This window comes from Ensifer sp. Root142 (assembly GCF_001426785.1).
Lineage (GTDB): Bacteria > Pseudomonadota > Alphaproteobacteria > Rhizobiales > Rhizobiaceae > Ensifer > Ensifer canadensis.
The window spans coordinates 187,990-214,701 of sequence record NZ_LMFK01000023.1 but is presented as its reverse complement, the minus strand read 5'-3'; the positions used below and the strand labels follow the sequence as shown (position 1 = coordinate 214,701).

Genomic DNA, 26,712 nt, shown 5'->3' with positions numbered 1-26,712 from the left:
GTGCTGCGCAAGGCTCTGATTTCGTGCGCTTTCTTTAGTCTAGCGGGTCTGCCGGCGCTGGCGGCCACGTCGGCGCTTGTCGTCGGCGTCGACGTCTATCCGCATGAGGTCAGCCTCGATGGCGCGGTCAAGGATGCGCGCGACGTTGCCCAGGCACTGAAGACGGCGGACGTCGGCACCATCCGCGAATTCATCAACGAAAAGGCGACGAAGGACGCGATCCGCGCCGGCTGGCTGGAACTTGTCGGTGCCGCGACAAAAGGCGACATGATCATCTTCACTTATGCCGGTCACGGCGCCCAGATGCCGGAACTTGTCGCCGGCAGCGAGCCGGATGGGCTTGATGAGTTTCTGGAGTTGCCGGGATTCGATCGTAGCCGGGCCGAGGAGACGGCAAAGGAGATCATCGTCGACAATGAACTCAATGCCTGGTTCGCGGAAGCTGAGGCCAAGGGTGTCCAGGTGCTGTTTGTCTCCGACAGCTGTTATTCCGGCGGCATGAACCGATCGATCTCCGGCAAGACGCGGCTCGCACCGACGGTGCGGGCGCAGTTGCCGCCGCCGTCGCAAGAGGCGGTTTCCGGCGCGGCGGTGAAGGATGCGGACCTGTCGCAGGTGACTATCCTTGCCGCATCGCTTGAGAGCCAGCTGACACCGGAGGTGGTGATTGAAGGCGAGCCGCGCGGCGCGCTCAGTTGGAGTTTCGCCCGCGCGCTTGAGGGGGCCGCCGATCGCGATGGCGACGGGCTGATTTCGCGGGTCGAACTCGAGGATTACGTCTTCTCCAACGTCAAGCTCCAGTCCGAGGCGCTGCAGGTGCCGAACTTCACACCACAGGTGCCGCGATCGGACAGGGAGATCGTCCTGTCGCTGCCGAGAAGTGCGGCGCTGGCAGACGGCAATGGTGCAGCAGCAACAGGCCGGTCGTCAAAGCTGAAGCCCGCCCGAGACATGGGTTGGACAGGAACGCTGGCGCTCAGCGTCAACGGCACAGCGCCGACGCTTGAAAATGTCGGTGGCAGCGGTGTTCCCTATCGATGGGATGCCACGAGCGGCACATTCTACACGCCGAACGGCGACGTTGCCGGCGAACATGTCGCTGCCGACATGGTGCAGGGTGTGGTCGATAAATTCATCCTTCTTGATTTCCTGAAGGTGCTTGCCGCGCAGAACCCGGGCAAAGTCTCGCTGACGCCGGTCAAGGACATCTATTCATCAGGCGACCGCCTGAACTTCGACGCTCCGCAGTCCGGATACGCGAACATGCTGGTGTTCAATCTGGCTAATACCGGGGAAGTCCAGCTTCTCGATGCCCAGGTCTCGGGCTCCGGCAGCCATGTGTTCAAGCTCAGGGACCTGGAGGTGGTCAAACCTTTTGGCGCCGATCATCTTGTGGTCGTCTCGACAAACGCCCCGATCGATGCGGTGGTTGCTGCTTTATCCAGCCCAGGCGTCGAGGCATCCGAGTTTCTGCGCCTTCTGGAAGAGCGGCTGGACGGCACCGACAGTGCCGTCGCTATCCAACCGCTCTACACGCGGGAGCGCGGGCAATGACCGCGGACATCGGTGTCTGGCGTTTCCTGCTGCCGCTCATGGCGCTGGGGACCTGTTCGCCTGTCTTGGCTGCGGACCGGGCCTTGCTCATCGGGATAGGAAACTATCAGAACCTGCCGCCGAAGCTGTTCCTGCACGGCCCGAAAAACGACCTCGTTGCCATGGAAGGATTGCTGACAGGCACACTCGGCTTCGATCGTTCCGCGATCCGAGTACTGAAGGATGAGCAGGCGACGGGCGCGGCCATCCTGTCGTCGATCGAAGAATGGCTGGTCGCGGGCACGCAGCCCGGTGACCGGGCCTATCTCTATTATTCGGGTCACGGTCTTCAGGTGACGGATCTCGATGACGACGAGGACGACGGCATGGATGAGGCGCTGGCGCCATTCGATCTGGTCGCCAAGAACAAGGATTGGGATGGCGCCATCACTGATGACGAGCTCGATGCCATCCTCGAACGCTTGAAGGGCAGGGCGGTGACCCTGGTGATCGACGCCTGTCACTCTGGCACGATCTCGCGGTCGCTCTCCAACGATGTGTCCGCAGGCATCGACGGCGCGCGTTTCCTACCGCGCCCCGTGGCGAAACCGGTGGAGCAGGCACTGACGCGCGGGCTGCGGATCGATCTCGGCGTCGTCGACAAGCCGGCCCACGTCAACGAAAGCGGTACCGTTGCCTGGAGCGCAAGCGCGCCCTATCAGGTGGCCTGGGACGATGTGCGGCTGCCCGTCGAAAGCCGTCACGGTGTCTTCACCGCGGCCTATGTCGCCGGGCAGATGGGGGCGGCGGCGGACGCGAACGCCAATGGCCTGACCAGCAACGCCGAGCTTTTCGAATATGTCACGGTGCAATCTGCCGCTTACTGCGCCTCGCAGAAAAAATGCGAGACCCTCGACCCGCAACTGGAGACGAAGGCGCAGAACCTCGGTGCCAGTGCCATAGCGCCGGTACAGGCGCGTGCGGATGCGAAGGCTCGGTATCAGCCCGTTACCGGCAGCAGTACCGGCCAGGTAAGCTATCAGGATGCGAATGCAATCGATGCGGTCGGCGATATCGTCGGCAAGGCCGACGCTGGTGACGTGACCCTCGGCATCGACAGGCCAACGTCGATGAAGGCCGGTGACGTGTTCAAGCTGACGGTCGCAAGCAAGATTGCCGGGAGCCTCATCCTGCTCGACGTCAATGCAGAGGGCGCAGCAACCCAGATCTTTCCCAACGAGTTCGCGCAGAAGATTACCCCACTCAGCGCCAACGTGCCTTTGACACTGCCGGACGAATATTACGGCTTCGACTTCGAAGCATCGGGCGAAGGTGAGAGTGCGTTCGTTGCCCTGGTGGTCAACGATCCCGTTGATCTGGCGGCGGTCGCGCCGAAGGCACGGGGACTCAAGGTCGAGCTCCGCGCGCGCGAGACCTTGAGCGAAATAGTCTCGCGGTTGCAGAAGACCTGGACCGAGGACCTGGATAAGCGCGGCATCCGCTGGTCGGTCGGTATGCTGCGCTATCACGTCGAGTGACCGCATTTCACGACGGCCAGATAGCAAAAAAGCCCGCCGGAAAGGCGGGCTTTCTGTTTGAAGTCTAGCTCGGATGCCTAGTGCAGGATCTGGCTGAGGAAGAGCTTGGTGCGCTCATGCTGCGGATTGTCGAAGAACTCGGCAGGCGAGTTCTGTTCGACGATCTGGCCCTGGTCCATGAAGATCACGCGGTTGGCGACCTGGCGGGCAAAGCCCATTTCGTGGGTCACGCACAGCATGGTCATGCCTTCTTCAGCAAGGCCGACCATCGTATCGAGCACTTCCTTGACCATTTCCGGGTCGAGCGCCGAAGTGGGCTCATCAAACAGCAGGATTTTTGGCTTCATGCACAGCGAGCGGGCGATCGCCACGCGCTGCTGCTGACCGCCCGAAAGCTGGCCTGGATATTTGAGGGCCTGCTCTGGGATCTTGACGCGCTTCAGGAAGTGCATCGCGATTTCTTCGGCCTGCTTCTTCGGCATCTTGCGAACCCAGATCGGTGCAAGCGTGCAGTTTTCCAGGATAGTCAGGTGCGGGAACAGGTTGAAGTGCTGGAACACCATGCCGACTTCGCGGCGCACTTCATCGATCTTCTTCAGGTCGTTGGTGAGCTCGATGCCGTCGACGACGATCTTGCCCTTCTGGTGCTCTTCCAGTCGGTTGATGCAGCGGATCATCGTCGATTTGCCGGAGCCCGACGGGCCGGCGATGACGATACGCTCGCCCTTCATGACCTTCAGGTTGATGTCACGGAGAACGTGGAAGTCCCCGTACCATTTGTTCATTCCGTTGATTTCGACCGCAACGTCGGTCGCGGATACGGTCATCTTGGAAGCAGTGGCTGTATTTGCCATGCGGTTCCCCCCTTTTATCGTTTATGGGCCGTGTCGAGCACACGTTCCATGAAGCCTGAATAGCGCGACATACCAAAGCAGAAAAGCCAGAATATGAAGCCTGCGAAAATTAGCCCGGAGATCGGCGTGACCGCCGAGGCCCAGTTGGCATCCGAGAAGTTCAGCCGGACGATGCCGAGCAGATCGAACATGCCGATGATCGAAACCAGCGACGTATCCTTGAACAGTCCGATGAAGGTGTTGACGATGCCGGGGATCACCAGCTTCAGCGCCTGCGGCAGCACGATGAGGTTCATCTTCTGCCAGTAGCTGAGGCCGAGCGAATCGGCACCCTCATACTGCCCCTTGCCGATCGCCTGCAGACCGCCGCGCACCACCTCGGCCATATAGGCGGAGGCGAAGAACGACACGCCGATCAGCGCGCGCAGGAACTTGTCGAAGGTCACACCCTGCGGCAGGAACAGCGGCAGCATGACACTGGCCATGAACAGAACGGTGATGAGCGGGATGCCGCGCACAACTTCGATGAAGAACGTGCACAGCATCTTGATCACCGGCATGGTCGATTTTCGGCCAAGCGCAAGCAGGATGCCTAGGGGCAGCGATACCGCGATGCCGACGAACGACAGCACCAGCGTCACCATCAGGCCGCCCCACAGTGGGGTTTCGACGAAGGTCAGACCAAACCAACCGCCTGGCAAAAGGATAAGCGACAGGATCGGTAGCACGACGAGAAGCAGGATCGCATTAATGTTCTTGTAGGGGACCTTCGGGATCAGCATCGGCGTCAGGAACAGGATGAACAGGATGCCGATGAGGGCCGGCCGCCAGCGCTCCTCGATCGGGTAACGCCCGAAGAGGAATTGGTCGAACTTGGCATTGACGAAGGCCCAGCACGCGCCGCTCCAGCCGTCCGGCTGCGAGCCGCCCTGTGCGACGGTGGCGCAGACCCCACGCCCGCCGCCCGTCCAGGCGGCATCGATGAAGAGCCATTGCACTGCCGGCGGTACGAGCCAGGCGAGCACGAGCAGGCTTATGATCGTAAGAATCGAATCCTTCGGCGTCGCAAAGAGGTTCTTGCGAAGCCAGTAGGCAAGGCCGCCCGTCAGTATGGGAGCGGGTGCAGCCTCGATCATCGAAGTGCGGACGAAATTTCCCTGGTGCGTGTTCATGATCTTACCTTTCCACCAGGGCCATGCGGGCATTGAACCAGTTCATCAGCAAGGACGTCGACAGGCTCAACGACAGGTAGACGATGATCCAGATCGACACGATCTCGACCGCTTGACCAGTCTGGTTGAGGATCGTTCCGCCGACGGCAACCAAGTCTGCGTAGCCGATGGCGATCGCCAGCGACGAGTTCTTGGTCAGGTTGAGATACTGGCTGGTGAGTGGCGGAATGATGATCCGCATCGCCTGCGGCACGACGACGAGGCGGGTCGTGAGACCGGGCCGGACGCCCAGCGCGTGGGCTGCCTCGGTCTGTCCCGTTGACACGCCACGGATACCTGCCCGAACGATTTCGGCGATAAAGGCTGCGGTATAGAAGGAAAGCGCCAGGAACAGCGACAGGAACTCCGGTCCGATGACCGAGCCGCCGGTGAGGTTGAACTTGCCGGCGACCGGCACGTCGAAGGTGATCGGCGAACCCGTTGCAAGGAAGACAAGGAGCGGGAGGCCGACGACGAGGCCTAGCACTATCCACAGAACCGGGAGGCGCTGTCCGGTTGCTTCCTGCTTGATGCGCGCATAGCGGGCCACGAAGAAGCTGGCGATGACGGCGATCACGAACGCGTAGAAGACATACTGCGAGCCGTCGCCGAAGACCGGCTTCGGAAAGGCAATGCCGCGGTTGTTGAGGAAGATGTTGAGCGGCAGCGCTGCCGATTCCCGCGGTTGCGGAAGCACGGCCAGAACGCCGCTGTACCAGAAGAAGATGACCAGCAGCGGCGGGATGTTGCGGAACACTTCGACATAGGCGAGTGACAGTTTCGCGATCAGCCAATTGTGCGAGAGCCGCCCGATGCCGACAATGAAGCCGATGATCGTTGCGGTGATGATGCCGGTCACGGCAACCAGCAGCGTATTGACGAAACCGACGACGAGCGCGCGCCCGTAGGTGGAATCGCTGGTATAGGCGATCAAGGACTGTCCGACGTCGAAACCGGCACGCCCCTTGAGGAAGCCGTAGCCGGACGCGATGTTCGCACGCTTGAGGTTTTCGATCGTGTTGTCCGCTATCCAATAGACGACGGCAACGAGGATAACGACGGTTATGACCTGGTAAAATATCCCGCGCACTTGCGGGTCGTTGATGAACGAGCCCGAAGGTTTGCTCTTCTCAGGCGTAGTTGTGACGCCAATCGCCATGCAATGCCTCTTTCCCCTTGTCACCCTTTTGGGTGTTTTTATCGTTGGGATGGGGAAGCGGCGTGCCGCTTCCCCCTTTCGTGTCGGGCCGTCTTAACGGACCGGAGGAGCGTACTGAATTCCGCCCTTGCTCCACAGCGCGTTGAGGCCGCGTTCGATCTTCAGCGGGCTGCCGGCGCCAATGTTACGGTCGAAGACTTCGCCGTAGTTGCCGACTGCCTTGATGACGTTGACGGCCCATTCGTTGGTGAGGCCGAGGTCGGTGCCGATCTTGCTGTCAGCTTCGACGCCGAGGAAGCGCTGAACGTCCGGGTTGGTGGACTTCTTCATTTCTTCGACGTTTGCCTGCGTGACGCCGAACTCTTCGGCCTGGATCAGCGCGTAGTGAACCCAGCTGACGATATCGAACCACTGGTCGTCACCCTGGCGGACGGCCGGACCAAGCGGCTCCTTCGAGATGATTTCCGGCAGGATCATGTGATCGTCGGGCTTGGAAAGCGTCAGGCGCAGCGAATAGAGGCCCGACTGGTCGGTGGTGTAGACGTCGCAACGACCGGCGTCATAGGCCGCGTTCACTTCGTCGAGCTTTTCGAAGACGACCGGGTTGTACTGCAGGTTGTTGGACTTGAAATAGTCGGCAAGGTTGAGCTCGGTGGTGGTGCCGGTCTGTACGCAGACGGCGGCGCCGGAGAGTTCGAGGGCCGACTTAACGTTCAGGCCCTTGCGGACCATGAAGCCCTGGCCGTCGTAATAGTTGACCGGGCGGAAGTTGAAGCCGAGAGCGGTGTCGCGGTTGATCGTCCACGTGGTGTTACGGGCAAGCACGTCGACTTCACCGGACTGCAGGGCCGGGAAACGTTCCTTGGCCGAAGTGGGTGTGTATTTTACCTTGGAGCCATCCGCGAAGATCGCGGCAGCGATCGCCTTGCAATAATCAATGTCGAATCCGCTCCAGTTGCCCGAAGCGTCCGGGGCAGCGAAGCCGGCGAGGCCGGTATTCACGCCGCATTGGACAAAGCCCTTGGCCTTCACGTCATCGAGTGTCGCAGCCGAAGCCGCATGTGCGCCAATCCCCATGACAGCAGCGCCAACGAGGGCTGTCAGAATTCTTCTTGCCATTTTTAGAACCTTTTTCTGTTGTCGTTCGTTCCCGTCTGCACCAGCGCGTCTCCCTGCGCGTGCAGCCTCCGCCACCCTCATGGCGCGAGTGCAATCTATCTCATGCTCAAAATCAATGAGGGTCAAGAGACGTCGCCGATTTTCTGAACTTGCGAGTAAAAAACCTGAAATAAGCCAGAAGTTTAGGCAGGTTTTGCAGAGAACGGGCAATTGCTGGGCGAAAATTCGTCAATGGCTGCTGCTTTCGGTCGCAAAGCGCCTTTGTCGGATTTTGCCACTTGACCGCGGTTGTAGGGCGTTCGAAGAGTTCCGGATCGGTTTTTCAACATCGGAATATTCAATGGCAGACAGCGGCAATGTGAATGGCAAGATGGGTATCAACACCCGACTGGCCCATACCGGAAACAAACCTTCCGACTATTTCGGTTTCGTCAATCCACCGGTCGTTCACGCGTCCACGGTGCTGTTCCCGAACGCCAGGGCGATGGAGACGCGCGAGCAGAAATACACCTACGGCACCCGTGGCACACCGACGACGGATGCGCTCTGTGACGCGATCAACGAGCTCGAGGGAGCTGCAGGCACGATCCTCGTTCCCTCGGGCCTTGCTGCCGTCACCGTGCCGTTCCTCGCCTATCTCTCGTCCGGCGACCATGCGCTCATCGTCGATTCGGTCTATTTCCCGACCCGGCATTTCTGCGACACGATGCTGAAGCGTCTCGGCGTTACCGTCGAATATTACGACCCGATGATTGGCGCTGCGATCGAAAGCCTGGTTCGCCCGAACACGCGCCTGGTTCATACGGAGGCGCCAGGCTCCAATACGTTCGAGATGCAGGATATCCGGGCGATAGCCGACGTCGCGCACCGCCACGGCTGCGTTGTCACCATGGACAACACCTGGGCGACACCGGTCTATTTCAAACCGCTCGACCATGGCGTCGACGTGTCGATCCATGCTTCCACCAAATATCCCTCAGGCCATTCCGACGTGCTGCTCGGCACGGTCTCCGCCAACGCCGCCCATTGGCCGGCGCTGACGGAAGCCATGGTCACGCTCGGCGTCTGCGTGTCTCCGGATGACAGCTACCAGATCCTGCGCGGGCTGCGCACCATGGGCATCCGCCTCGAGCGGCACCAGGAAAGCGCGCTGTCGCTCGCCACGTGGCTGGAAGGCCGTGATGAGGTTGCCCGCGTTCTGCATCCGGCGCTTCCGAGCTTCCCCGGCCACGACCTCTGGAAGCGCGATTTTACCGGGGCGAGCGGCATCTTTTCCTTCGTGCTGAAAGCTGAAAGCCCCGAGCGCTTCAAGGCGAAGGCGCACGCGTTCCTCGATGCGCTGTCGCTGTTCGGCCTTGGATATTCCTGGGGCGGCTTCGAAAGTCTGGCGCTTCACGTTGGCCTGTCGGATCGAAAGGTGGCGTTGGCGCCGACCGAGGGGCCGGTCCTTCGCCTGCAGATCGGTCTTGAGGATGTTGCCGATATTCGCCGGGATATCGAGGCGGGACTTGCCGCAGCAAGGGCAGTCTGACCGTTTTTAGCGTTCGGGAGCGCCGTAGCCGTAGAGCCAATCGAAATCGGCTGCGAGCGCTTCCGGACCCTTCATCGACAGGACGATATCTCGCCCGAGCCGGAACGGGCCGCGGGCGTGGTAGGCGAAGCGGTTGAAAGCGGCGCGGCGGCGCACTTGGGCGATGCGTGGCCGGCGTGTGGCCTCGAAGGCCCTCAGCGCTTCGCTGATGTCGTTTGCGCTGCTGAGGCAGGCTGCAAGTGCGTCTGCATCTTCGATCGCCATGGCAGCGCCTTGCGCCGCAAACGGCGTCATCGCATGGGCAGCGTCCCCGATCAGAACGATCTTTCGTCCATCCTGCCAAGCGCCGTCAGTCACTGTGCAAAGTGGCCAATAGGTCGGCGCGTCGGCGTTTTTCAGCAATGTTTGCAGGCCGTTGTTCCAGGTTGAGAAGGCGTCAAGGTAGTCGCGACGCCTGACTTCGGAATCCTTGCCGACCCAGACGCCGTCGGTTTCCTTGCCTTCGATGATCGCAACCAGGTTGAAGCCGCCAATTTCTCGCAGGGGATAGGCGACAAGATGCGCCCGTGCGCCAAGAAAGGCGGTAACGCGATCCGGCTGCAGAAGGTTGTCGGCGGCAGCGCGCGTGACCGTCAAGCGCCAGGCGACATTGCCCGAAAACTGGACGGTGCCAGCACCCGCAATCGCATTGCGCAGGCGCGACCAGATGCCATCGGCACCGATGATCAGCGCCGGCGTCCGCCCGGTAGTGGAGGCAATCGCCTGTTCGGCATCGCCTTCGATGCGGTGTCCCAGGTGGAGACGGCAGCGCGGCTCGGCCGTCACGGCGGCAATCAGGATTCGTTGAAGGCTTGCCCGGTGTAACACGCCGTAGGGCGCGCTCCAGCGGTCACGGGCAAAACGCCCCGAGGGAACGCGTGCAAGCGCGCGAAGCGACTTTCCATCGACGAGCGTGATCGCATCCGGCTCGGTCCAGACGGATTCGAGCGCGTCGAGCAAGCCGAGTTCGCTGAGGATGCGCGATGCATTCGGGGAAAGCTGAAGCCCGGCGCCGACTTCGGTCAGAACGGCCGCCTGTTCGATAATGTCGACGTCGAAGCCGCGATGCGCGAGGCACAGGGCCGCCGTGAGCCCGCCGATGCCGGCACCGACGATCGCGACCGCGGTTGACATCCGCGCGGGTATCAGGTCGCCTGGAAGGTGAAGAGACAGCCCGGCGGGTTGGTTTCGGTCGCCTTCAGCTTCGGATTGTAGCGATAGAGCGTCGAGCAGTAGGAGCAGACCTTTTCATTGTCGTCGCCCATGTCGATGAAGATGTGCGGGTGGTCGTAGGGAACGGACGCGCCGGTGCACATGAATTCCTTGACGCCGATCTCGATTGCCTGATGTCCGCCGTCATTCTGGAAATGGGGGATGCTGTGGCCGGCCATGTCATGCTCCGATGTATGCAAGTCTTTGAGGGTCGAATTTGCCGGCACCATAGTGAGCTTTGTTGCAAAAGTGTAGCGGCAAACACGCCGCACCTGTGGTTTTTGCCGGGCCGGGGTTCCCCTCTACGGGACGACAAATTAGGTTGCGCCAAACCGATGCCGCCTCAAGGACCAGAATGATGGATCTCAATCCGCCGCCATTTTCGCACTTCACGCATGAAGGGCTGGATATCGCCTTCTTCGACGAGGGCGATCCTTCCGGTGCGCCGATCCTGCTCGTTCACGGCTTTGCTTCGAGCGCCAACGTCAACTGGGTTTTTCCCGGCTGGCTGAAGACGCTTGGCGATGCCGGTTACCGGGTAATCGCGTTCGACAACCGTGGCCATGGCAAAAGTAGCAAGCCATACGATCCAGCCCTCTACCATCCCCAGCAGATGGCCGGCGATGCGGTCGCACTGCTCGGGCATCTCGGCATCGCAGAGGCGCATGTGATGGGCTATTCGATGGGCGCGCGCATCTCCGCATTCCTGGCGCTTGCCCATCCCGACCGCGTGCGCTCTCTGGTGTTCGGTGGCCTCGGTATGGGCATGGTCACCGGGGTCGGCGATTGGGACCCGATCGCCGACGCGCTGGTTGCGCCGTCGCTCGATGTGGTGACGCATGCACGCGGCCGCATGTTCCGCGCGTTTGCCGACCAGACCAAGAGCGATCGTCAGGCACTGGCCGCCTGCATATCGACGTCGCGTGACCTTCTGACCGCCGAGGATATGGGCCGCATCGACGCTCCGACCTTGATCGGCGTCGGCACAACGGACGATATCGCCGGCTCGCCGCAGGAACTTGCAGACCTGATGCCGAATGCCTGTGCGCTTGATATTCCGGGCAGGGACCATATGCTTGCGGTCGGTGATCGGGTGTTCAAGAAGGCGGTACTCGAATTTCTCGAAGAGGTGGGGCGAGCTTAGGTGTGTCTACGACCTCTGGTCGAACTGTGGCCCGGCCATTTATGTCCTGCCGGATTTCCCCTATATTGAAGGCATCGACCGATTAAGAAGGAGTGCGACGATGGTCGCGACGACCGAACTTCGTCAGACGGAATCCCTCAAGTTGATGGACCCGATCTGGAGCAGCCTGCGCGAGGAGGCCCGTCTTGCCGCCGAGCAGGATCCGATGCTGGCAGCGTTCCTCTATTCGACGGTCGTCAACCAGCATTCGCTGGAAGAAAGCGTCATCTACCGTATCTGCGAGCGCCTCGATCATCCCGATCTGCAGGCGAACCTGCTGCGGCAGACATTTGCCGAAATGCTGGAGGATTGGCCGGAATGGGGCGCGATCCTGCGCGTCGACATCCAGGCCGTCTACGATCGAGACCCGGCCTGCACCCGCTTCCTTGAGCCCGTGCTTTACTTCAAAGGCTTTCACGCGATCCAGACGCACCGTCTCGCCCATTGGCTCCTGAAGCGCGGGCGCCGGGATTTCGCGTTCTATCTGCAGAGCAGGGCATCCAGCGTCTACCAGACCGACATCAATCCGGCTGCCCGGATCGGCCGCGGTATCTTCCTCGATCACGCCACCGGGCTGGTGGTCGGCGAAACCGCTGTCATCGGCGACAACGTTTCAATCCTGCATGGGGTCACGCTTGGCGGCACCGGCAAGGAAGGCAGCGACCGTCATCCGAAGATCGCCGACGGCGTGCTGATCGGTGCAGGCGCCAAGATCCTCGGCAATATCCACATCGGCCACTGCTCGCGCATTGCTGCCGGCTCGGTCGTCCTCAAACCGGTGCCGCCGAAAACGACGGTTGCGGGCGTTCCCGCCAAGGTCGTCGGCGAAGCCGGGTGTTCCGAACCGTCGCGCCAGATGGACCAGATCCTGAGCAGCTTCGAAATTTGAACCATCGGGAACCGGTGCGTAGCTGCTTTCGAGGGGTTTACACCCGCCAATGCAGCGTGCGAGAAGCGCCGCACATCAAAAACGGCTACGGAGAAGACATTTGAAGCCCGAAGAAATCCGCAAGCTTGAAGCCTACCTCAAGCGCACGTTCAACCAGTCGATGGTCGTCAAGGCTCGCCCGAAGAAGGACGAGTCGGCTGAAGTCTATCTCGGTGACGAATTCCTCGGCGTCGTCTTCCGCGACGAAGAAGATGGCGAACTGTCCTACAACTTCTCCATGGCGATCCTTGACATCGACCTCTAAGTCGCTGATCGATGGTTTCAGGAAATGACCCGGTGGCGAGCGATCGCGCCGGGTTTTTCAATGCTTTCATGTTTTTTCAGGGCGTAAAGTCGAAGAATTTTGAACGTCGGCTGCGTTTTTTCATCAAGCTGTTGCAAGTATTGTGTTTTATTGCACTGCACGCTGGACTTGACTTTTTGTGCAGTGCACATAAACTAAAGCCTTCAGATCAGGCCGTCACTAAGGAGACACCCGATGTTCAACTTCGATGATGCAAACAAGAAAAGCAAAGAAGCCATTGACGTGGCTGTGAAAAGCTATTCCGCCTGGACCAAGGGCCTTCAGGCCATTGCGACCGAGGCTGCCGATTTTTCCAAGAAGTCCTTCGAAGACAGCGTTGCCCATGTGGAGAAGCTCTCCAGCGTCAAGAGCGTCGAGACGGCCTTCGAACTGCAGACCAATTTCCTGAAGTCGAGCTATGAAGGCTTCTTTGCCGAGGCAACCAAGATCGGCGAGATGTATGCCGACCTCGCCAAGGACGCCTACAAGCCGTACGAAGCGCCGGTTGCCAAGGCAACCGCAGCGGTCAAGGCTGCTGCTGCCGCGTAACGCAACGGATCATTGCCGTCATTTGGAAGGCCGGTCGCCGATACAGCGACCGGCCTTTTTGCTGTTTCGCGCACTTCGCGGTGGATCGAAGAAAGTTGATCAATCTTCTGCCTCTCCGTGCGATTATGATTGCAGTGCGTTGGTTCGGTCTTAAAATCTAGAAACGAACCATTAGATAAAGGGCAAGCACGCTGCGGCCACATCAGATGGATCCGCGGCTTGTACTAAGGAAAAGACACGAATGATCGCCATGCCGGTCCGGATGCAGCAAGGAAGCGACGACGAAGGAGGCGGAAGCAATCGCAGCACCTCCGTCATCACGCGCACCAAGCCGAAGACCAAGAAGCCGAGTTTGTATCGCGTTCTGCTTTTGAATGACGATTACACGCCAATGGAGTTTGTCATCCACATTCTGGAACGTTTTTTTCAGAAGAACCCGGAAGAGGCGACTCGCATTATGCTCCACGTCCACAATCACGGTGTGGGGGAGTGCGGCGTCTTTACGTACGAAGTCGCCGAAACGAAGGTGACGCAGGTGATGGATTTCGCCCGCCAGCATCAGCATCCGTTGCAATGCGTCATGGAAAAGAAATGAGGAACTAACGTGCCAACATTTTCGCCCAGCCTCGAAAAGGCGCTGCACCAGGCACTGACTTTTGCCAACGAGCGCCACCACGAATATGCGACGCTTGAGCATCTGCTTCTGGCATTGATCGACGATGCCGACGCAGCGGCCGTGATGGGCGCGTGCAACGTCAATCTCGAGACGCTGCGCAAGACCGTGACAGATTATGTCGACAACGAATTGTCGAACCTGATCACCGGCTATGACGAGGATTCGAAGCCGACCGCCGGTTTCCAGCGCGTCATCCAGCGCGCCGTCATTCATGTCCAATCGTCCGGACGCGAGGAAGTGACGGGGGCGAACGTTCTCGTTGCCATCTTCGCCGAGCGCGAGAGCCATGCCGCCTATTTCCTGCAGGAGCAGGAGATGACGCGCTACGACGCGGTCAACTTCATCTCGCACGGTATCGGCAAACGGCCGGGAAGCTCCGAGGCACGTCCGGTGCGCGGAGCTGAGGAACACGAATCCGAGCAGAAGCCTGCACGCGAAAACGAAGAGGCAAGCGCCAAAAAGCAGCAGGATGCCCTGACGGCCTATTGCGTCAATCTCAACGAAAAGGCGAAGTCCGGCAAGATCGATCCTCTGATCGGCCGCCACGCCGAGGTCAACCGCACGATCCAGGTTCTCTGCCGCCGTTCGAAGAACAACCCGCTCTATGTCGGCGACCCCGGCGTCGGCAAGACGGCGATCGCCGAGGGCCTTGCCAAGCGCATCATCGAAAAGAAGGTGCCGGAGGCGCTCCAGGACGCGACGATCTTTTCGCTCGACATGGGCACGCTGCTGGCCGGAACGCGCTATCGCGGCGATTTCGAAGAGCGCCTGAAGCAGGTCGTCAAGGAACTCGAGGACTACCCGGGTGCGGTGCTGTTCATCGATGAAATCCATACGGTCATCGGTGCCGGCGCCACCTCAGGCGGCGCTATGGATGCGTCGAACCTGTTGAAGCCTGCGCTTTCGTCGGGCGCGATCCGCTGCATCGGGTCGACCACCTACAAGGAATACCGGCAGTTCTTCGAAAAGGACCGCGCGCTGGTGCGCCGCTTCCAGAAGATCGACGTCAACGAGCCGACGATCGCCGATACCATCGAGATCATGAAAGGCCTGAAGCCCTACTTCGAGGATTATCATCATCTGAAATACTCGAACGAGGCGATCAAGGCGGCGGTCGAGCTTTCGGCCCGCTACATCAACGACCGCAAGCTGCCGGACAAGGCGATCGACGTGATCGACGAATCCGGTGCAGCCCAGATGTTGCTGCCGGTCAGCAAGCGCCGCAAGCTGATCACCGAGCGGGAGATCGAAGCCACCGTCGCGACAATGGCCCGCATTCCGCCGAAGACCGTCTCCAAGGACGACGAGGCGGTGCTGGCCAACCTCGAGAAGGAACTGCGTTCCGTCGTCTACGGCCAGGATCTGGCGATCGAGGCGCTTGCCTCGTCGATCAAGCTCGCCCGCGCGGGCCTGCGTGAACCGAACAAGCCGATCGGCTGCTACGTCTTCTCCGGTCCGACCGGCGTCGGCAAGACCGAAGTCGCCAAGCAGCTTGCGACGTCGCTCGGCGTCGAGCTCCTACGTTTCGATATGTCGGAATACATGGAGCGGCACACCGTGTCGCGTCTGCTCGGTGCACCTCCCGGCTATGTCGGCTTCGACCAGGGCGGCCTTCTGACCGATGGCGTCGACCAGCATCCGCATTGCGTGCTGCTGCTTGACGAAATCGAGAAGGCGCATCCAGACCTGTTCAACATCCTGCTGCAGGTCATGGACCATGGCTCGCTCACGGATCACAACGGCAAGAAGATCGACTTCCGTAACGTCATCCTGATCATGACGACCAATGCGGGCGCTTCGGAAATGGCACGGGCCGCTATCGGCTTCGGGTCGTCCAAGCGCACCGGCGAGGACGAAGAAGCGTTGAACCGCCTGTTCACGCCCGAGTTCCGCAACCGTCTCGATGCGGTCATCCCGTTCGCATCGCTGCCGACGCCGGTTATCCATCAGGTCGTGCAGAAGTTCGTCATGCAGCTGGAAACCCAGTTGGCCGAACGCAACGTCACGTTCGATCTGGCGCCCGATGCCATCGCGTGGCTTGCCGAGAAGGGCTACGACGAGAAGATGGGTGCGCGGCCGCTCGCCCGCGTCATCCAGGAGCACATCAAGAAACCGCTCGCCGACGAGATTCTGTTCGGCAAGTTGAAGAAGGGCGGCGTACTGCGCGTGACGATCGGCACGAAGGCCGACGGAACCAAGGGGTTGCTGCTTGATGCCGTTCCGGAAACGGCGCCAATCAGGCCGAAGGCGGAAGTGACCCGCCCCGCGATGAAGAGCGCCAAACCGAAGAAGGCCGAGGAAAAGGAAGCCGTCGGCGCTGAACCGGCACCGAAGGCCAAGCCGAAGAAGGTAGCAACCAAGTCGTCTTCGGACGACGACGGTAAGGCTGCCGGCGAGGCGAGCCCACGAAAGGGCAAGACGGTGCCGAAGGTGCCACGCAAGAAGTAGCCCGATCGGGCATGATGTTTGGCGCTGCCGGATGGTCTCATCCGGCAGCGTTTCTCTGAATGAAAACAATCCCGGAATGACTGATGAAGAGTGATGAAAACGACCAGTCGTCGGTCGTCTGGTTTCTGACTGGGATGCGTGGCCTGTTCAGCCTTCCGGCCTTTATCCTGATGCTGTCCTTCGTCGGCTTCTGTTCCCTGACGGCTCAGGCTGGAATTCCGCCGGAGCAGGTCGTTTTCATGACCGGCATGGTGTGGGCACTGCCGGCCAAGGTCATTCTCGTCAGTTCGATGATGAGCGGTGCCAGTCTCGCGGCTGCTTTCCTCGCTGTGTCGCTTTCGTCTGTCCGGTTGATGCCGATGGTTGCAGCACTCATTCCGGAGCTGCGCACAGCGAAAACGCCGACATGGCTACTGCTGTTCTTGTCGCACTTTGTCGCGATCACCGCCTGGGTCTTTGCCATGGAAAAGGTGCAGGCGGTGCCACGCGAGAAGCGCGTTGCCTTCTTCGCCGGCTTTGGCATCACGCTCGTCGTCGCCAACATGGTGTTGGTCGCCATCGTCTATCACTTTGTCGCCGATTTTCCGCCGATTGTCGCCGGCTGCCTGTTCTTCCTGACGCCGATCTACTTCCTGGCTTCGATCTGGCATTCGGCACGTCATCCGGTGGTCTACATCGCGCTGCTCTTCGGTCTTATCGCCAGTCCGCTGTTCTATTGGCTCGCCCCTGAATTTGACATCCTGCTCGCAGGCGTTGGCGGCGGCACGCTGGCCTGGGCGGTGGAAGGGCTCTGGCGCCGTCGCCGGGAGATCGGCGCATGACCTGGCAGGACGGTTGGTGGGCCTACGCCTTCATCGCGATCGCCGGCTGGCTCGCGACCGACATCTGGCGCTGGCTGGGTGTTATCGCCGGAAACCGGCTGCGCGACGATTCCGAGGCATTGAACTGGGTGAGGGCGGTGGCGACTGCGCTCGTCGCAGCCGTCATTGCCAAGCTCATACTCTATCCGACAGGCGTTCTTGAGCAATCGCCGTTATGGCTGCGTCTGGGAGCCGTCGCGATAGGGGCAACGGCATTCTTCCTGCTTGGCCGCAAACCGGCAATCGGCATAGCAACAACGATCGCAACGTTGGCTGCAGGCCTATGGTGGCTGGGCTTCTAAAGTGCGTCGCGATCTTTCAGATTCACTTGATGCGCTTTAAGCTTTTGTTTTTGCGTATGTCGTTATCGCAAAACCGCTGAACACTTTTGCGGGACATACTTTAGGGGCTCAATACGCAGCCGGTGACGGCCGCTGGTGCGACCGTCAGATTCGCATTTAAAGTGCCTGGCGCACTTTCTCGGCGTTGGCGGCCAATACCGCGCCATCTTCCATCGTGCCGGAATGCGGCTTCAGCGGAATTCCGTCGCGCCGCGGGATAACGTGGAAGTGCAGGTGGAAGACGGACTGGCCGGCAGGAGCCTCGTTGAACTGCATGATCGTCACGCCGTCGGCGTCGAAGGCTTCCTTGGCTGCGACGGCGATTTTCTGAACGGCGGTGATCAGTGCCGGCAGGCTCGTAGCGTCGGCATCCAGCAGATTGCGGGAAGCGGCTTTGGGGACGACCAGTATGTGGCCTTCAGCCTGCGGCATCACATCCATGAAGGCGATCGTCGCATCGTCCTCGTAGACCCGGTGCGACGGGATCTCGCCCCGCAGGATCTTCGCGAAGATGTTGTTGGTGTCGTAAACGCTCATTGTATTTCCTCGTAGATTGGATCCGGCCAGCGCCGAGAGCGGTTCAATCGTCCTGGCGCTCACCTTTGCGGAAAGGGCCGTGTTCGGCAAGAAACTCAGCCGTCTCTTCCACATCCCTTCGTTCGCGAACGAGATAGTCCGAGACCGCCCGGGCGAGGCCGGGATGGCTGATGTAGTGCGCTGAATGCGTCGTGACCGGCATGTAGCCGCGGGCGAGCTTGTGCTCGCCCTGCGCGCCGGCTTCCACGCGTTTGAGGCACTTTGCGATGGCGAAATCGATGGCCTGGTGATAGCAGACTTCGAAATGCAGGAAGGGGTGCTCCTCGATGCAGCCCCAGTGGCGGCCATAGAGCGCGTCGCCGCCGATGAAGTTGATCGCGCCTGCGATATAGCGGCCGTTGCGCCGTGCCATCACCAGCACAATGTCGTCCGCCATGCGCTCGCCGATCAGCGAATAGAAGGCGCGGGTGAGATAGGGGCGCCCCCATTTGCGGTCGCCGGTGTCCATGTAGAACGTGAAGAACTGGTCCCAGATTGCTTCCGTCAGATCGCTGCCGGTCAACCAGTCGATCGTGATGCCGTTTTCGAGTGCGGCGCGACGCTCCTTCTTCAGGGCCTTGCGCTTTCTGGATGCCAGCGTTTCCAGGAATTCGCCGTGCGTGCCATAGCCTTCGTTCAGGAAATGGAACTGCTGGTCGGTTCGATGCAGGAAACCTGCCCGTTCGAATACCGGCATCTCGGCATCCGGGACGAAGGTCACATGCGCCGATGAGGCGTCATGCCGCCGTGCAAGCTCCTTCAGACCTGCCGCAAGCCCGTCCTGTACGGGCGAGCCGTCTTGGCCCGAAACCGTCAGGAGCCTCGGTCCGGTTGCGGGCGTGAAGGGAATGGAGCCTTGAAGTTTGGGGTAATAACGACCGCCGGCGCGCTCGAACGCATCCGCCCAGCCGTGGTCGAAGACATATTCGCCCTGGCTATGGTTTTTCAGATAGCAGACGAGCGCCCCAAGAAGCTCTCCGTCAGCGCCCTCCATCAGCAGGTGTTGGCCGAGCCAGCCGCTTTTGGCCGTGGCCGAGCCCGATTCCTCCAGCGCCGAGAGATAGGCGTGCGAGACGAACGGGTTGTAGACCGCCCCGTCTCGTCCCTTCGCCGCGCCGGAAAGCATGTTCCAGCGCGCCGCCGGTATCTCGGAGAAGGATTGCTCTATGCGGATGGTGACGGCGTCGGACATGAGCTCAGGAAATCAATGCCTCCCGCGGGTCGAAACCCTCGAAGGTCATCTGATCGGCGTTGGCGTAGGTATATTCTTCAGCCTGCCTGTCGCGAACGGTCCAGGTGATGATCGTTCGGCCTAGCGTACGTTCCTTGGTGATGAACGAGTTCGGCAGATGGCCGTAGTGGTAGGAGATGAAGTCGAGGCCGAGTTGCATGGCCTCTTCATGCACGAAGAAGGTCTCCGGCCTTGCCCCCTCGGCGATCAACCCGAGCGGATAGGGTGCATCGAGCGCTTTCAGATCCTTGAGCAACCAATGGTCGAAGCTCATGAGGGCGACATGGCCTTTGTAGCCTTCGAGCGTTTCCAGGACGGCGGCGGCAAACCCCTCGTCGTCGTCCTTGCGTCCCTTGAGCTCGATGATGAGCGGCACGCGCCCTTTGACGAGCCGAAGCATTTGCGACAGCGTTGGCACCCTGTCCTTCGTTCCGCCGATGGACATCAGGCCGAGCTCGCCGGCCGTCCTCGATCGCACGTCACCCTTGATGCCGCACAGCCGCTCGGTGTCGTCGTCGTGGAAGACGACCGGCACGCTGTCGGCGGTGTATTGCAGGTCGCATTCGATCGCAAAGCCGGCATCAACAGCGCGGGAAAACGCCGAAAGCGTGTTTTCCCAGACTTGCTTGTTCATGTCGTGATAGCCGCGATGGGCGATCGGTTGAGCTTTCAGCCAGGAAATATCTGTCATGCCCGGCACCCGATCACGCGATCTCGATGACCGCGTCGATCTCGACGGCGGCATTGAAGGGCAGGGCGGCCATGCCGACGGCAGCGCGCGCGTGCTTGCCGGCGTCGCCAAGGACGTTTGCAAGCAGGTTGGATGCGCCGTTGAGGACGAGATGCTGTTCGATGAACTCTGGTGTCGAGGCAACGAAGCCGTTGATCTTGACCAGCCGGCGGATGCGGCCGAGGTCGCCGCCAAGTGCGGATTTGGCTTGTGCCAGAATGTTGATCGCGCAGAGTTCGGCGGCGCGCTGGGCGCCCGCGACGTCAACGTCCTTGCCCACATGGCCGGTAACGGCGATCTTTCCGCCTTCCATTGGCAGCTGTCCGGAGATGTAGAGCATCGAGCCGCTGATGACGTAGGGCACATAGTTCGCCGCCGGGGCTGCAGCCTGGGGAAGGGTGACGCCGAGGTCCTTGAGGCGCGTTTCGATCTCTGCGGACATGGAAAGCTCCGTTGTTGTCTTTTGTGTTAAAATCCGGCATTCAGACCGGATCGCAGCGGGATGCGGCATTTAAATGTGGTGACGCCTCGCTTCTGCCGAAAGCTTGTTTATAGCATTGCCGGCGAGTCCAACAGGAGGAAACGGATGTTTCGTAAAGGCTTCGGTCTCGCCAGTTTAGGCAGCGCCTGCTTCGCGGTGATGACGGTTTCGGGCGTCGGTACGGCAAGCGCCAGTGTCCTCGTGCCACATCGGGCGGTCTACGATCTCGAACTCAAAGACGCTTCCGACCGCTCGGGTATCTCCGGCATGTACGGCCGCATGGTCTACGAGTTCAACGGATCGGCCTGCGAGGGGTATACGGTCAGCTTCCGTTTCGTGACGCAGGTGAATACCGGCGAAGAAACGCGCATGACCGACCAGCAGACGACCACCTATGAGGATCTGAAGTCGGGCAACTTCCGCTTTCTGACCCGCTCCTTCACCGACGAAAAGCTCGACAAGGAGGTGCGCGGCACGGCCCATGACGACAAGACCGGCGTCAAGGTCGAGCTGACCGCGCCGGACAAGCGCGAGGTCGAGCTGGCTGCAAGCCGGTTTCCGACCCAGCACATGGTCGAAGTCATCGATCGTGCCAAGAAGGGCGAGAGCTTTTTCGAGGCACGGATCTTCGATGGTTCCGATTCGGGCGACAAGACGCTGATCACCTCGACCTTCGTCGGCAAGTCGCGTAAACCGGCGCCCGATGAGCCGGATGCAGGCAAGGCCGGCAAGCTCGGCGCCGAGAATTATTGGCCGGTCACCATTTCCTATTTCAACGACGACAACAGCAGCGACGCGCTGCCGATCTACCGCATGTCGTTCAAACTCTACGAAAACGGCATCACCCGCGACCTGACGATGGATTACGGCGACTTCGTGCTGAGCGGCAAGCTTGCCGACCTCGAAGTCTTCAAATCGGAGGAATGCAAGTAGTCGATATGACAAAAACAGACTTCAAGTCTTGATTTGTCGGGCAGTAGCCGCTAAGGGGCTGCCCATTCCACACGTGAGGCATGGGATGTTCCGGGAGAAATCCGGATCGTTCCGCCGGTGGGCTTTTCGAAAGATGAGCTCGACGTCTCGCGGAGGTTCAACCGGAAAAGGAGAAAAGGCATGGCATTGCCTGATTTTAGCATGCGCCAGCTGCTTGAAGCTGGTGTTCACTTCGGCCACCAGACGCATCGCTGGAACCCGAAGATGAAGCCCTACATCTTCGGCGATCGTAACAACGTTCACATCATCGACCTCGCACAGACGGTTCCGATGCTGTCGCGCGCCCTGCAGATCGTAAGCGACACCGTCGCCAACGGCGGCCGCGTTCTGTTCGTCGGCACCAAGCGCCAGGCTTCGGAAATCATTGCTGACGCCGCCAAGCGTTCGGCCCAGTACTACGTCAATGCTCGCTGGCTCGGCGGCATGATGACCAACTGGAAGACGATTTCGAACTCGATCCAGCGCCTGCGCAAGCTCGACGAAATCCTCGCTTCGGAAGCTTCGGGCTTCACGAAGAAGGAGCGCCTGAACCTCGAGCGCGAACGCGAAAAGCTCAACCGCGCTCTCGGCGGTATCCGCGACATGGGCGGCACGCCGGACCTGATGTTCATCATCGACACCAACAAGGAATCGATTGCAATCGACGAAGCCAAGCGTCTTGGCATCCCGGTTGTTGCCGTTATCGACTCCAACTGCGATCCGGACCAGATCGACTACCCGATCCCGGGCAATGACGACGCCTCGCGTGCGATCGCTCTTTACTGCGATCTCATCGCTCGTGCAGCCATCGACGGCATTGCCCGTCAGCAGGGCGCATCGGGCCGCGATCTCGGCGCATCGGCTGAAGCTATGATCGAGCCGGCGCTCGACGAAGCCTCCGAAGCCTGATCGGAAGGCGCGGCGGGCATGAACCGCCGCACCAATCTAATGTCGGGGCGAGGCCGTTTGTGATGAAAAGTCTGAACGGCCTTGTTCTTTTCAGCGAGGGATGAAGCGGCTTGGGCCGGCGATCCGCGCCCCGGATATCATCGCGGTGGGCGCGTTCATCACGGTGTCACATACGCAAGCCATTCCCCTGCCACACCTCCTGGTGCCGCGCCACTTGCGGGCAGCGCGCCAGCCAAACAGACAAAGAGGCAAAAAGATGAGTGTAACTGCAGCAATGGTGAAGGAACTGCGCGAAAAGACCGGCGCAGGCATGATGGATTGCAAGAAGGCGCTCGCCGAAACCAACGGCGACATGGAAGCTGCGATCGACTGGCTGCGTGCCAAGGGCATCGCCAAGGCCGACAAGAAGTCGGGCCGCACGGCTGCTGAAGGCCTCATCGGTATTGTCAGCGGCGGCGTCAAGGCCGTTGTCGTCGAAGTCAACTCGGAGACCGACTTCGTTGCCCGCAACGAAGCCTTCCAGGAACTCGTTCGTGGCGTTGCCAACGTCGCGCTCGGCACCGACGGTTCTGTCGAAGCCATTGCCAATGCCAACTACCCGGCAACCGGCAAGTCGGTCGACGAGACGATCAAGGACGCGATTGCCACGATCGGCGAGAACATGACGCTTCGCCGCGCAGCCTTGCTCAAGGTCGAAGATGGCGTCGTTGCCACCTACATCCACAACGCTGCCGGCGACGGCATCGGCAAGCTCGGCGTTCTCGTTGCGCTGAAGTCGGTTGGCGACAAGGAAGTTCTGTTCTCGGTCGGTCGTCAGGTCGCCATGCACATTGCTGCCACCAACCCGCTGGCAATCCGCGCCGACGAAGTCGACGCCGCTGTCGCCGAGCGCGAGCGCAACGTGTTCATCGAACAGTCGCGCGCTTCGGGCAAGCCGGACAACATCATCGAAAAGATGGTCGAAGGCCGTATGCGCAAGTTCTTCGAAGAAGTCGCCCTGCTGTCGCAGGCCTTCGTCATGAACCCGGAAATCACCGTCGGTCAGGCCGTCAAGGACGCTGAAAAGCTCGCTGGCGCACCGATCGAAGTGACCGGCATGGCGCGCCTTCTGCTCGGCGAAGGCGTCGAGAAGGAAGAATCGGACTTCGCAGCCGAAGTTGCGGCTGTCGCCAAGGGCTGATTTCTTCACCCTTGTTTGGAAAACCTTGGGGCATCGCGTGACAACGCGGTGCCCTTCGTGTATCCGGCTTCGTCAATGCGCCGGACCCGCCGGAAAAAGCTCCGCAGCGGTTGAAACCGGGTAGCGCAATATGTCCTTATACGCAGCGCGCCGTTTTGTGCGCCCGCGTACCGATCTGTTCAGGAGCGATGATGTCGGCCGAGCCAATCTACAAGCGTGTTCTACTCAAAGCCTCCGGTGAAGCCCTGATGGGAAGCCAGGGCTTCGGTATCGATGTGGCGGTTGCCGACCGCATTGCCGCCGACATTGCCGAAGCACGCGCCATGGGCGTCGAAGTGGGCGTCGTCGTTGGCGGCGGCAACATCTTCCGCGGCGTGGCCGTTGCCTCCAAGGGCGGCGACCGGGTAACTGGCGACCATATGGGCATGCTGGCGACCGTCATCAACGCGCTGGCGCTGGCGACGTCTCTGCGCAAGCTCGACATCGACACGGTGGTGCTCTCGGCAATCGCAATGCCGGAAATCTGCGAGAGCTTCTCGCAGCGCGCAACGCTTTATCATCTGTCGCTCGGACGCGTTGTGATCTTTGCAGGCGGCACGGGCAATCCGTTCTTCACGACCGATTCTGCCGCTGCCTTGCGCGCCGCCGAAATGGGCGCACAGGCGATCTTCAAGGGCACGCAGGTCGACGGCATTTATTCCGCTGATCCGAAGAAGGATCCGACGGCCACACGCTTCGACCGCCTGACCCACAGCGCAGTCCTGGAAAAGGGCCTCGCGGTCATGGACGTGGCAGCGGTGGCGCTCGCACGCGAGAACGCCATTCCGATCGTCGTCTTCTCGATCCACGAGAAGGGTGGCTTCGCTGAAATATTGACGGGTGGCGGCCGCGCCACCATCGTTACCGACAATTAAGAGCTGCAAGACGGCTATCGGCCGATGAAAGACAGAACGGGAGTTTCCAGCCATGAGTGAAGGTGTAGACCTGAAGGAACTGAAGCGTCGCATGGACGGCGCTATCTCCGCATTCAAGAGCGATATCGCGTCGCTGCGCACCGGCCGCGCGTCGGCGAATGTTCTCGATCCGGTAACCGTTGAAGCCTACGGCTCGCGTGTTCCGCTCAATCAGGTGGCAAACATCACCGTGCCGGAACCGCGCATGCTGTCCGTTTCGGTATGGGACAAGCAGATGGTCGGCGCTGTCGACCGTGGCATCCGCGAATCAAACCTCGGCCTGAACCCGATCATCGACGGCCAGAACCTGCGCATCCCGCTGCCTGAACTCAACGAGGAGCGCCGCAAGTCGCTGGTCAAGGTGGCGCACGACTATGCCGAGAAGGCCAAGGTCGCGGTCCGCCATGTTCGGCGCGATGGTATGGACGACCTGAAAAAAGCCGAAAAGGATGGCGACATCGGACAGGATATTAGCCGTGCTCAGTCTGAGCGGGTGCAAAAGATGACCGATGAAACGATTTCCGATATCGACCGCTTGCTCGTCGATAAGGAAAAGGAAATTATGCAGGTCTGATCTGCTCTTGATCTGAGTCTCCTTTCGCGGACGCCTTATGCAAAATCTCATCCCGATCACCGTTCCGGAACACGTTGCCATCATCATGGATGGCAACGGGCGCTGGGCGAATGCGCGCGGTCTGCCGCGCACGATGGGACACCGCAAGGGTGTTGAAGCGGTTCGTGACGCGGTGAAGACGGCGGCTGAAGCGGGGATCCGTTACCTCACGCTGTTTGCCTTCTCGTCCGAAAACTGGAACAGGCCGCAGGCCGAAGTGACGGATCTGATGGGCTTGCTCAAGGCCTTCATTCGTCGCGACCTTGCCGACCTGCACCGCGAGAACGTTCGCATCCGCGTCATCGGGGAGCGATCGAACCTGCGCGGCGACATCCTGCCCCTGCTGATCGAGGCTGAGGAGACGACGAGCGGGAATACCGGCATTACGCTGGTGATCGCCTTCAACTATGGTGCGCGTGACGAGATGACGCGCGCCATGCGCCGCCTGGCAACTGAAGTTGCCGAAGGCCGTCTGCGGCCAGAGGACATAACGCCTGAGCGCATCGCCGCTTCGCTCGATACGGCCGGCATTCCCGATCCGGATCTCATTATTCGCACCAGCGGCGAAGAACGGCTTTCAAACTTTCTTCTTTGGCAGGGAGCCTATTCCGAACTGCTGTTCGTTCCGGAGCTTTGGCCAGACTTCACGCGTGAGACGTTTCTGTCTGCGCTCGAGAAATTCGCCTGCCGCGAGCGTCGCTTCGGCGGTCTGGCGCAGCCGACGTTAGCGGTTGGTTCGTAAATGCAAACAGAACTCAAGCTTCGCATCGCCTCGGGAGTGGTGCTCGCGGCGGTCGCACTCGGTGCGACCTGGTTCGGCGGCTTGGCCTTCCAGCTTCTTTCGGTCCTGATCGCACTGCTCGTTTACTACGAGTGGTCGACGATTACCGGGCTGCCGGAGCGCGATTTTCAAGGCAATGCCTTCGGTTGGCTGTCGCTGGCGATAATCGCCGCTCTCATTCTTCTCGGATATATCGGCTACAGTCTGCCGGCCTTGCTCATTGCTGTCGTTATCGCAGTGCTTTGGGTATCGCTCAAGAAAGGCAGCTGGTGGTTGCCCGGCGGCATCGTCTACGCAGGATTGACCGGCATCTCGCTGGCGGCCCTGCGCGGGGTTGACCAACCCGGCCTGATCGCGACCTTGTTCGTCTTCGCCGTCGTTTGGGGAACCGATATTCTTGCCTATTTCGTCGGTCGGGCGATCGGAGGCCCCAAGCTCGCGCCGCGCATTTCGCCCGGCAAGACCTGGTCGGGCGCCATTGGCGGGACGATTTCCGGCGTTGTGGCCGGCATTGCCGTTTTTATGGCATATTTTCCGCTGCAAGATCTGCGTGTCCCGGCTGTGGCGCTGGTTCTCTCCGTCGCGAGCCAGATCGGAGACCTCTTCGAATCCTTCATAAAGCGCCGATTCGGCGTCAAGGATTCGAGCCATCTCATTCCTGGGCATGGCGGGGTCATGGATCGGGTCGACGGATTGGTCTTTGCCTGCATCGCTACGCTGGTCCTGGTGCTGATACAGTATGTCCTCAGCGATGGGCGTCAGATCGCCTTTGGTTCGGTCTTGCTCGGCCTGTGATGCTGG

The 26,712-nt window shown here is 60.5% G+C and carries 29 protein-coding genes; 19 read left to right on the top strand and 10 right to left on the bottom strand.

The window, feature by feature from the left end; genetic code table 11:
* Entirely contained in the window at positions 1 to 1,554 is a 1,554-nt protein-coding gene (locus ASD52_RS22075; RefSeq protein WP_025426797.1) for a caspase family protein, read from the top strand.
* The gene (locus ASD52_RS22070; protein ID WP_057225490.1) at positions 1,551 to 3,071 is read left to right on the top strand and encodes a caspase family protein; all 1,521 of its coding nucleotides are present in this window, start codon (positions 1,551 to 1,553) and stop codon (positions 3,069 to 3,071) included. The genes ASD52_RS22075 and ASD52_RS22070 overlap by 4 nt, the downstream gene beginning before the upstream one ends.
* A gap of 77 nt (positions 3,072 to 3,148) precedes the next feature.
* Here ASD52_RS22070 and ASD52_RS22065 read toward each other — a convergent pair whose 3' ends face one another.
* The 4 genes from ASD52_RS22065 to ASD52_RS22050 all read right to left on the bottom strand — a co-directional run bounded on the left by ASD52_RS22065 (position 3,149) and on the right by ASD52_RS22050 (position 7,414).
* On the bottom strand, positions 3,149 to 3,925 hold the full coding sequence (locus ASD52_RS22065; RefSeq protein ID WP_025426799.1) for an amino acid ABC transporter ATP-binding protein: 777 nt from the start codon (positions 3,923 to 3,925) through the stop codon (positions 3,149 to 3,151).
* A gap of 14 nt (positions 3,926 to 3,939) precedes the next feature.
* Positions 3,940 to 5,097, bottom strand: a complete 1,158-nt coding sequence (locus ASD52_RS22060; protein ID WP_025426800.1) for an amino acid ABC transporter permease — start codon at positions 5,095 to 5,097, stop codon at positions 3,940 to 3,942.
* Between the two features lie 4 nt (positions 5,098 to 5,101).
* Positions 5,102 to 6,295: an amino acid ABC transporter permease gene (locus ASD52_RS22055; RefSeq protein ID WP_025426801.1), complete on the bottom strand. Its 1,194-nt coding sequence runs from the start codon at positions 6,293 to 6,295 to the stop codon at positions 5,102 to 5,104.
* Positions 6,296 to 6,388: 93 nt separating this feature from the next.
* Positions 6,389 to 7,414, bottom strand: a complete 1,026-nt coding sequence (locus tag ASD52_RS22050) for an amino acid ABC transporter substrate-binding protein (RefSeq protein WP_025426802.1) — start codon at positions 7,412 to 7,414, stop codon at positions 6,389 to 6,391.
* Positions 7,415 to 7,754: 340 nt separating this feature from the next.
* Here ASD52_RS22050 and ASD52_RS22045 point away from each other — a divergent pair, with 340 nt between their 5' ends.
* Positions 7,755 to 8,945, top strand: a complete 1,191-nt coding sequence (locus tag ASD52_RS22045; protein WP_025426803.1) for a cystathionine beta-lyase — start codon at positions 7,755 to 7,757, stop codon at positions 8,943 to 8,945.
* A gap of 6 nt (positions 8,946 to 8,951) precedes the next feature.
* Here ASD52_RS22045 and ASD52_RS22040 read toward each other — a convergent pair whose 3' ends face one another.
* Together ASD52_RS22040 and ASD52_RS22035 are read right to left on the bottom strand one after the other, a co-directional pair.
* Entirely contained in the window at positions 8,952 to 10,118 is a 1,167-nt protein-coding gene (locus ASD52_RS22040) for an FAD-dependent monooxygenase (RefSeq protein ID WP_025426804.1), read from the bottom strand.
* Between the two features lie 11 nt (positions 10,119 to 10,129).
* Positions 10,130 to 10,375, bottom strand: a complete 246-nt coding sequence (locus ASD52_RS22035) for a zinc-finger domain-containing protein (protein WP_025426805.1) — start codon at positions 10,373 to 10,375, stop codon at positions 10,130 to 10,132.
* Between the two features lie 179 nt (positions 10,376 to 10,554).
* On the opposite strand from ASD52_RS22035, the gene ASD52_RS22030 reads away from it, so the two are divergent.
* The 9 genes from ASD52_RS22030 (at position 10,555) to ASD52_RS21995 (ending at position 17,446) form a co-directional block, all read left to right on the top strand.
* Entirely contained in the window at positions 10,555 to 11,340 is a 786-nt protein-coding gene (locus ASD52_RS22030) for an alpha/beta hydrolase (protein ID WP_025426806.1), read from the top strand.
* Positions 11,341 to 11,440: 100 nt separating this feature from the next.
* Positions 11,441 to 12,268: a serine O-acetyltransferase gene (gene cysE, locus ASD52_RS22025; RefSeq protein WP_025426807.1), complete on the top strand. Its 828-nt coding sequence runs from the start codon at positions 11,441 to 11,443 to the stop codon at positions 12,266 to 12,268.
* 100 nt (positions 12,269 to 12,368) lie between these two features.
* Positions 12,369 to 12,572 carry a DUF3126 family protein gene (locus ASD52_RS22020; protein WP_003535016.1) on the top strand — a complete coding sequence of 68 codons (204 nt, stop codon included), beginning with the start codon at positions 12,369 to 12,371 and terminating at the stop codon, positions 12,570 to 12,572.
* Between the two features lie 32 nt (positions 12,573 to 12,604).
* Entirely contained in the window at positions 12,605 to 12,823 is a 219-nt protein-coding gene (locus ASD52_RS38680) for a hypothetical protein (protein ID WP_128090394.1), read from the top strand.
* Positions 12,807 to 13,160, top strand: a complete 354-nt coding sequence (locus ASD52_RS22015; RefSeq protein WP_025426808.1) for a phasin family protein — start codon at positions 12,807 to 12,809, stop codon at positions 13,158 to 13,160. The genes ASD52_RS38680 and ASD52_RS22015 overlap by 17 nt, the downstream gene beginning before the upstream one ends.
* Positions 13,161 to 13,401: 241 nt before the next feature.
* Entirely contained in the window at positions 13,402 to 13,755 is a 354-nt protein-coding gene (clpS, locus tag ASD52_RS22010; RefSeq protein WP_025426809.1) for an ATP-dependent Clp protease adapter ClpS, read from the top strand.
* Between the two features lie 9 nt (positions 13,756 to 13,764).
* A complete protein-coding gene (gene clpA / locus ASD52_RS22005; RefSeq protein WP_025426810.1) occupies positions 13,765 to 16,284 on the top strand; it encodes an ATP-dependent Clp protease ATP-binding subunit ClpA in 2,520 nt (839 codons plus the stop codon).
* Between the two features lie 83 nt (positions 16,285 to 16,367).
* Positions 16,368 to 17,105: an AzlC family ABC transporter permease gene (locus ASD52_RS22000; protein WP_025426811.1), complete on the top strand. Its 738-nt coding sequence runs from the start codon at positions 16,368 to 16,370 to the stop codon at positions 17,103 to 17,105.
* Positions 17,102 to 17,446 carry an AzlD domain-containing protein gene (locus ASD52_RS21995; protein WP_038576042.1) on the top strand — a complete coding sequence of 115 codons (345 nt, stop codon included), beginning with the start codon at positions 17,102 to 17,104 and terminating at the stop codon, positions 17,444 to 17,446. The genes ASD52_RS22000 and ASD52_RS21995 overlap by 4 nt, the downstream gene beginning before the upstream one ends.
* Positions 17,447 to 17,602: 156 nt before the next feature.
* On the opposite strand, the gene ASD52_RS21990 is transcribed toward ASD52_RS21995, so the two are convergent.
* The 4 genes from ASD52_RS21990 to ASD52_RS21975 are packed head-to-tail and all read right to left on the bottom strand — an operon-like array spanning position 17,603 to position 20,464.
* On the bottom strand, positions 17,603 to 18,022 hold the full coding sequence (locus tag ASD52_RS21990) for an HIT family protein (protein ID WP_025426813.1): 420 nt from the start codon (positions 18,020 to 18,022) through the stop codon (positions 17,603 to 17,605).
* Positions 18,023 to 18,065: 43 nt separating this feature from the next.
* Complete coding sequence (locus tag ASD52_RS21985) at positions 18,066 to 19,253, bottom strand: GNAT family N-acetyltransferase (protein WP_057205064.1); 1,188 nt, start codon at positions 19,251 to 19,253, stop codon at positions 18,066 to 18,068.
* A gap of 4 nt (positions 19,254 to 19,257) precedes the next feature.
* Positions 19,258 to 19,983: a glycerophosphodiester phosphodiesterase gene (locus ASD52_RS21980; protein WP_057214206.1), complete on the bottom strand. Its 726-nt coding sequence runs from the start codon at positions 19,981 to 19,983 to the stop codon at positions 19,258 to 19,260.
* 13 nt (positions 19,984 to 19,996) lie between these two features.
* Entirely contained in the window at positions 19,997 to 20,464 is a 468-nt protein-coding gene (locus tag ASD52_RS21975) for a RidA family protein (protein ID WP_025426816.1), read from the bottom strand.
* A gap of 144 nt (positions 20,465 to 20,608) precedes the next feature.
* On the opposite strand from ASD52_RS21975, the gene ASD52_RS21970 reads away from it, so the two are divergent.
* From ASD52_RS21970 to ASD52_RS21940, 7 genes are all read left to right on the top strand, one after another.
* Positions 20,609 to 21,436: a cell envelope integrity EipB family protein gene (locus ASD52_RS21970; RefSeq protein ID WP_025426817.1), complete on the top strand. Its 828-nt coding sequence runs from the start codon at positions 20,609 to 20,611 to the stop codon at positions 21,434 to 21,436.
* Positions 21,437 to 21,616: 180 nt separating this feature from the next.
* A complete protein-coding gene (gene rpsB, locus ASD52_RS21965; protein WP_038576045.1) occupies positions 21,617 to 22,384 on the top strand; it encodes a 30S ribosomal protein S2 in 768 nt (255 codons plus the stop codon).
* Between the two features lie 256 nt (positions 22,385 to 22,640).
* Positions 22,641 to 23,564 carry a translation elongation factor Ts gene (gene tsf, locus ASD52_RS21960; RefSeq protein WP_025426819.1) on the top strand — a complete coding sequence of 308 codons (924 nt, stop codon included), beginning with the start codon at positions 22,641 to 22,643 and terminating at the stop codon, positions 23,562 to 23,564.
* Positions 23,565 to 23,755: 191 nt separating this feature from the next.
* Positions 23,756 to 24,478, top strand: a complete 723-nt coding sequence (gene pyrH, locus ASD52_RS21955; RefSeq protein ID WP_025426820.1) for a UMP kinase — start codon at positions 23,756 to 23,758, stop codon at positions 24,476 to 24,478.
* Between the two features lie 52 nt (positions 24,479 to 24,530).
* Positions 24,531 to 25,091 carry a ribosome recycling factor gene (gene frr / locus ASD52_RS21950; protein WP_025426821.1) on the top strand — a complete coding sequence of 187 codons (561 nt, stop codon included), beginning with the start codon at positions 24,531 to 24,533 and terminating at the stop codon, positions 25,089 to 25,091.
* Positions 25,092 to 25,128: 37 nt separating this feature from the next.
* Positions 25,129 to 25,872 (top strand): isoprenyl transferase, encoded by a 744-nt coding sequence (locus ASD52_RS21945; RefSeq protein WP_025426822.1) that lies wholly within the window; start codon positions 25,129 to 25,131, stop codon positions 25,870 to 25,872.
* The gene (locus ASD52_RS21940) at positions 25,873 to 26,706 is read left to right on the top strand and encodes a phosphatidate cytidylyltransferase (protein WP_025426823.1); all 834 of its coding nucleotides are present in this window, start codon (positions 25,873 to 25,875) and stop codon (positions 26,704 to 26,706) included.
* Positions 26,707 to 26,712: the final 6 nt, after the last annotated feature.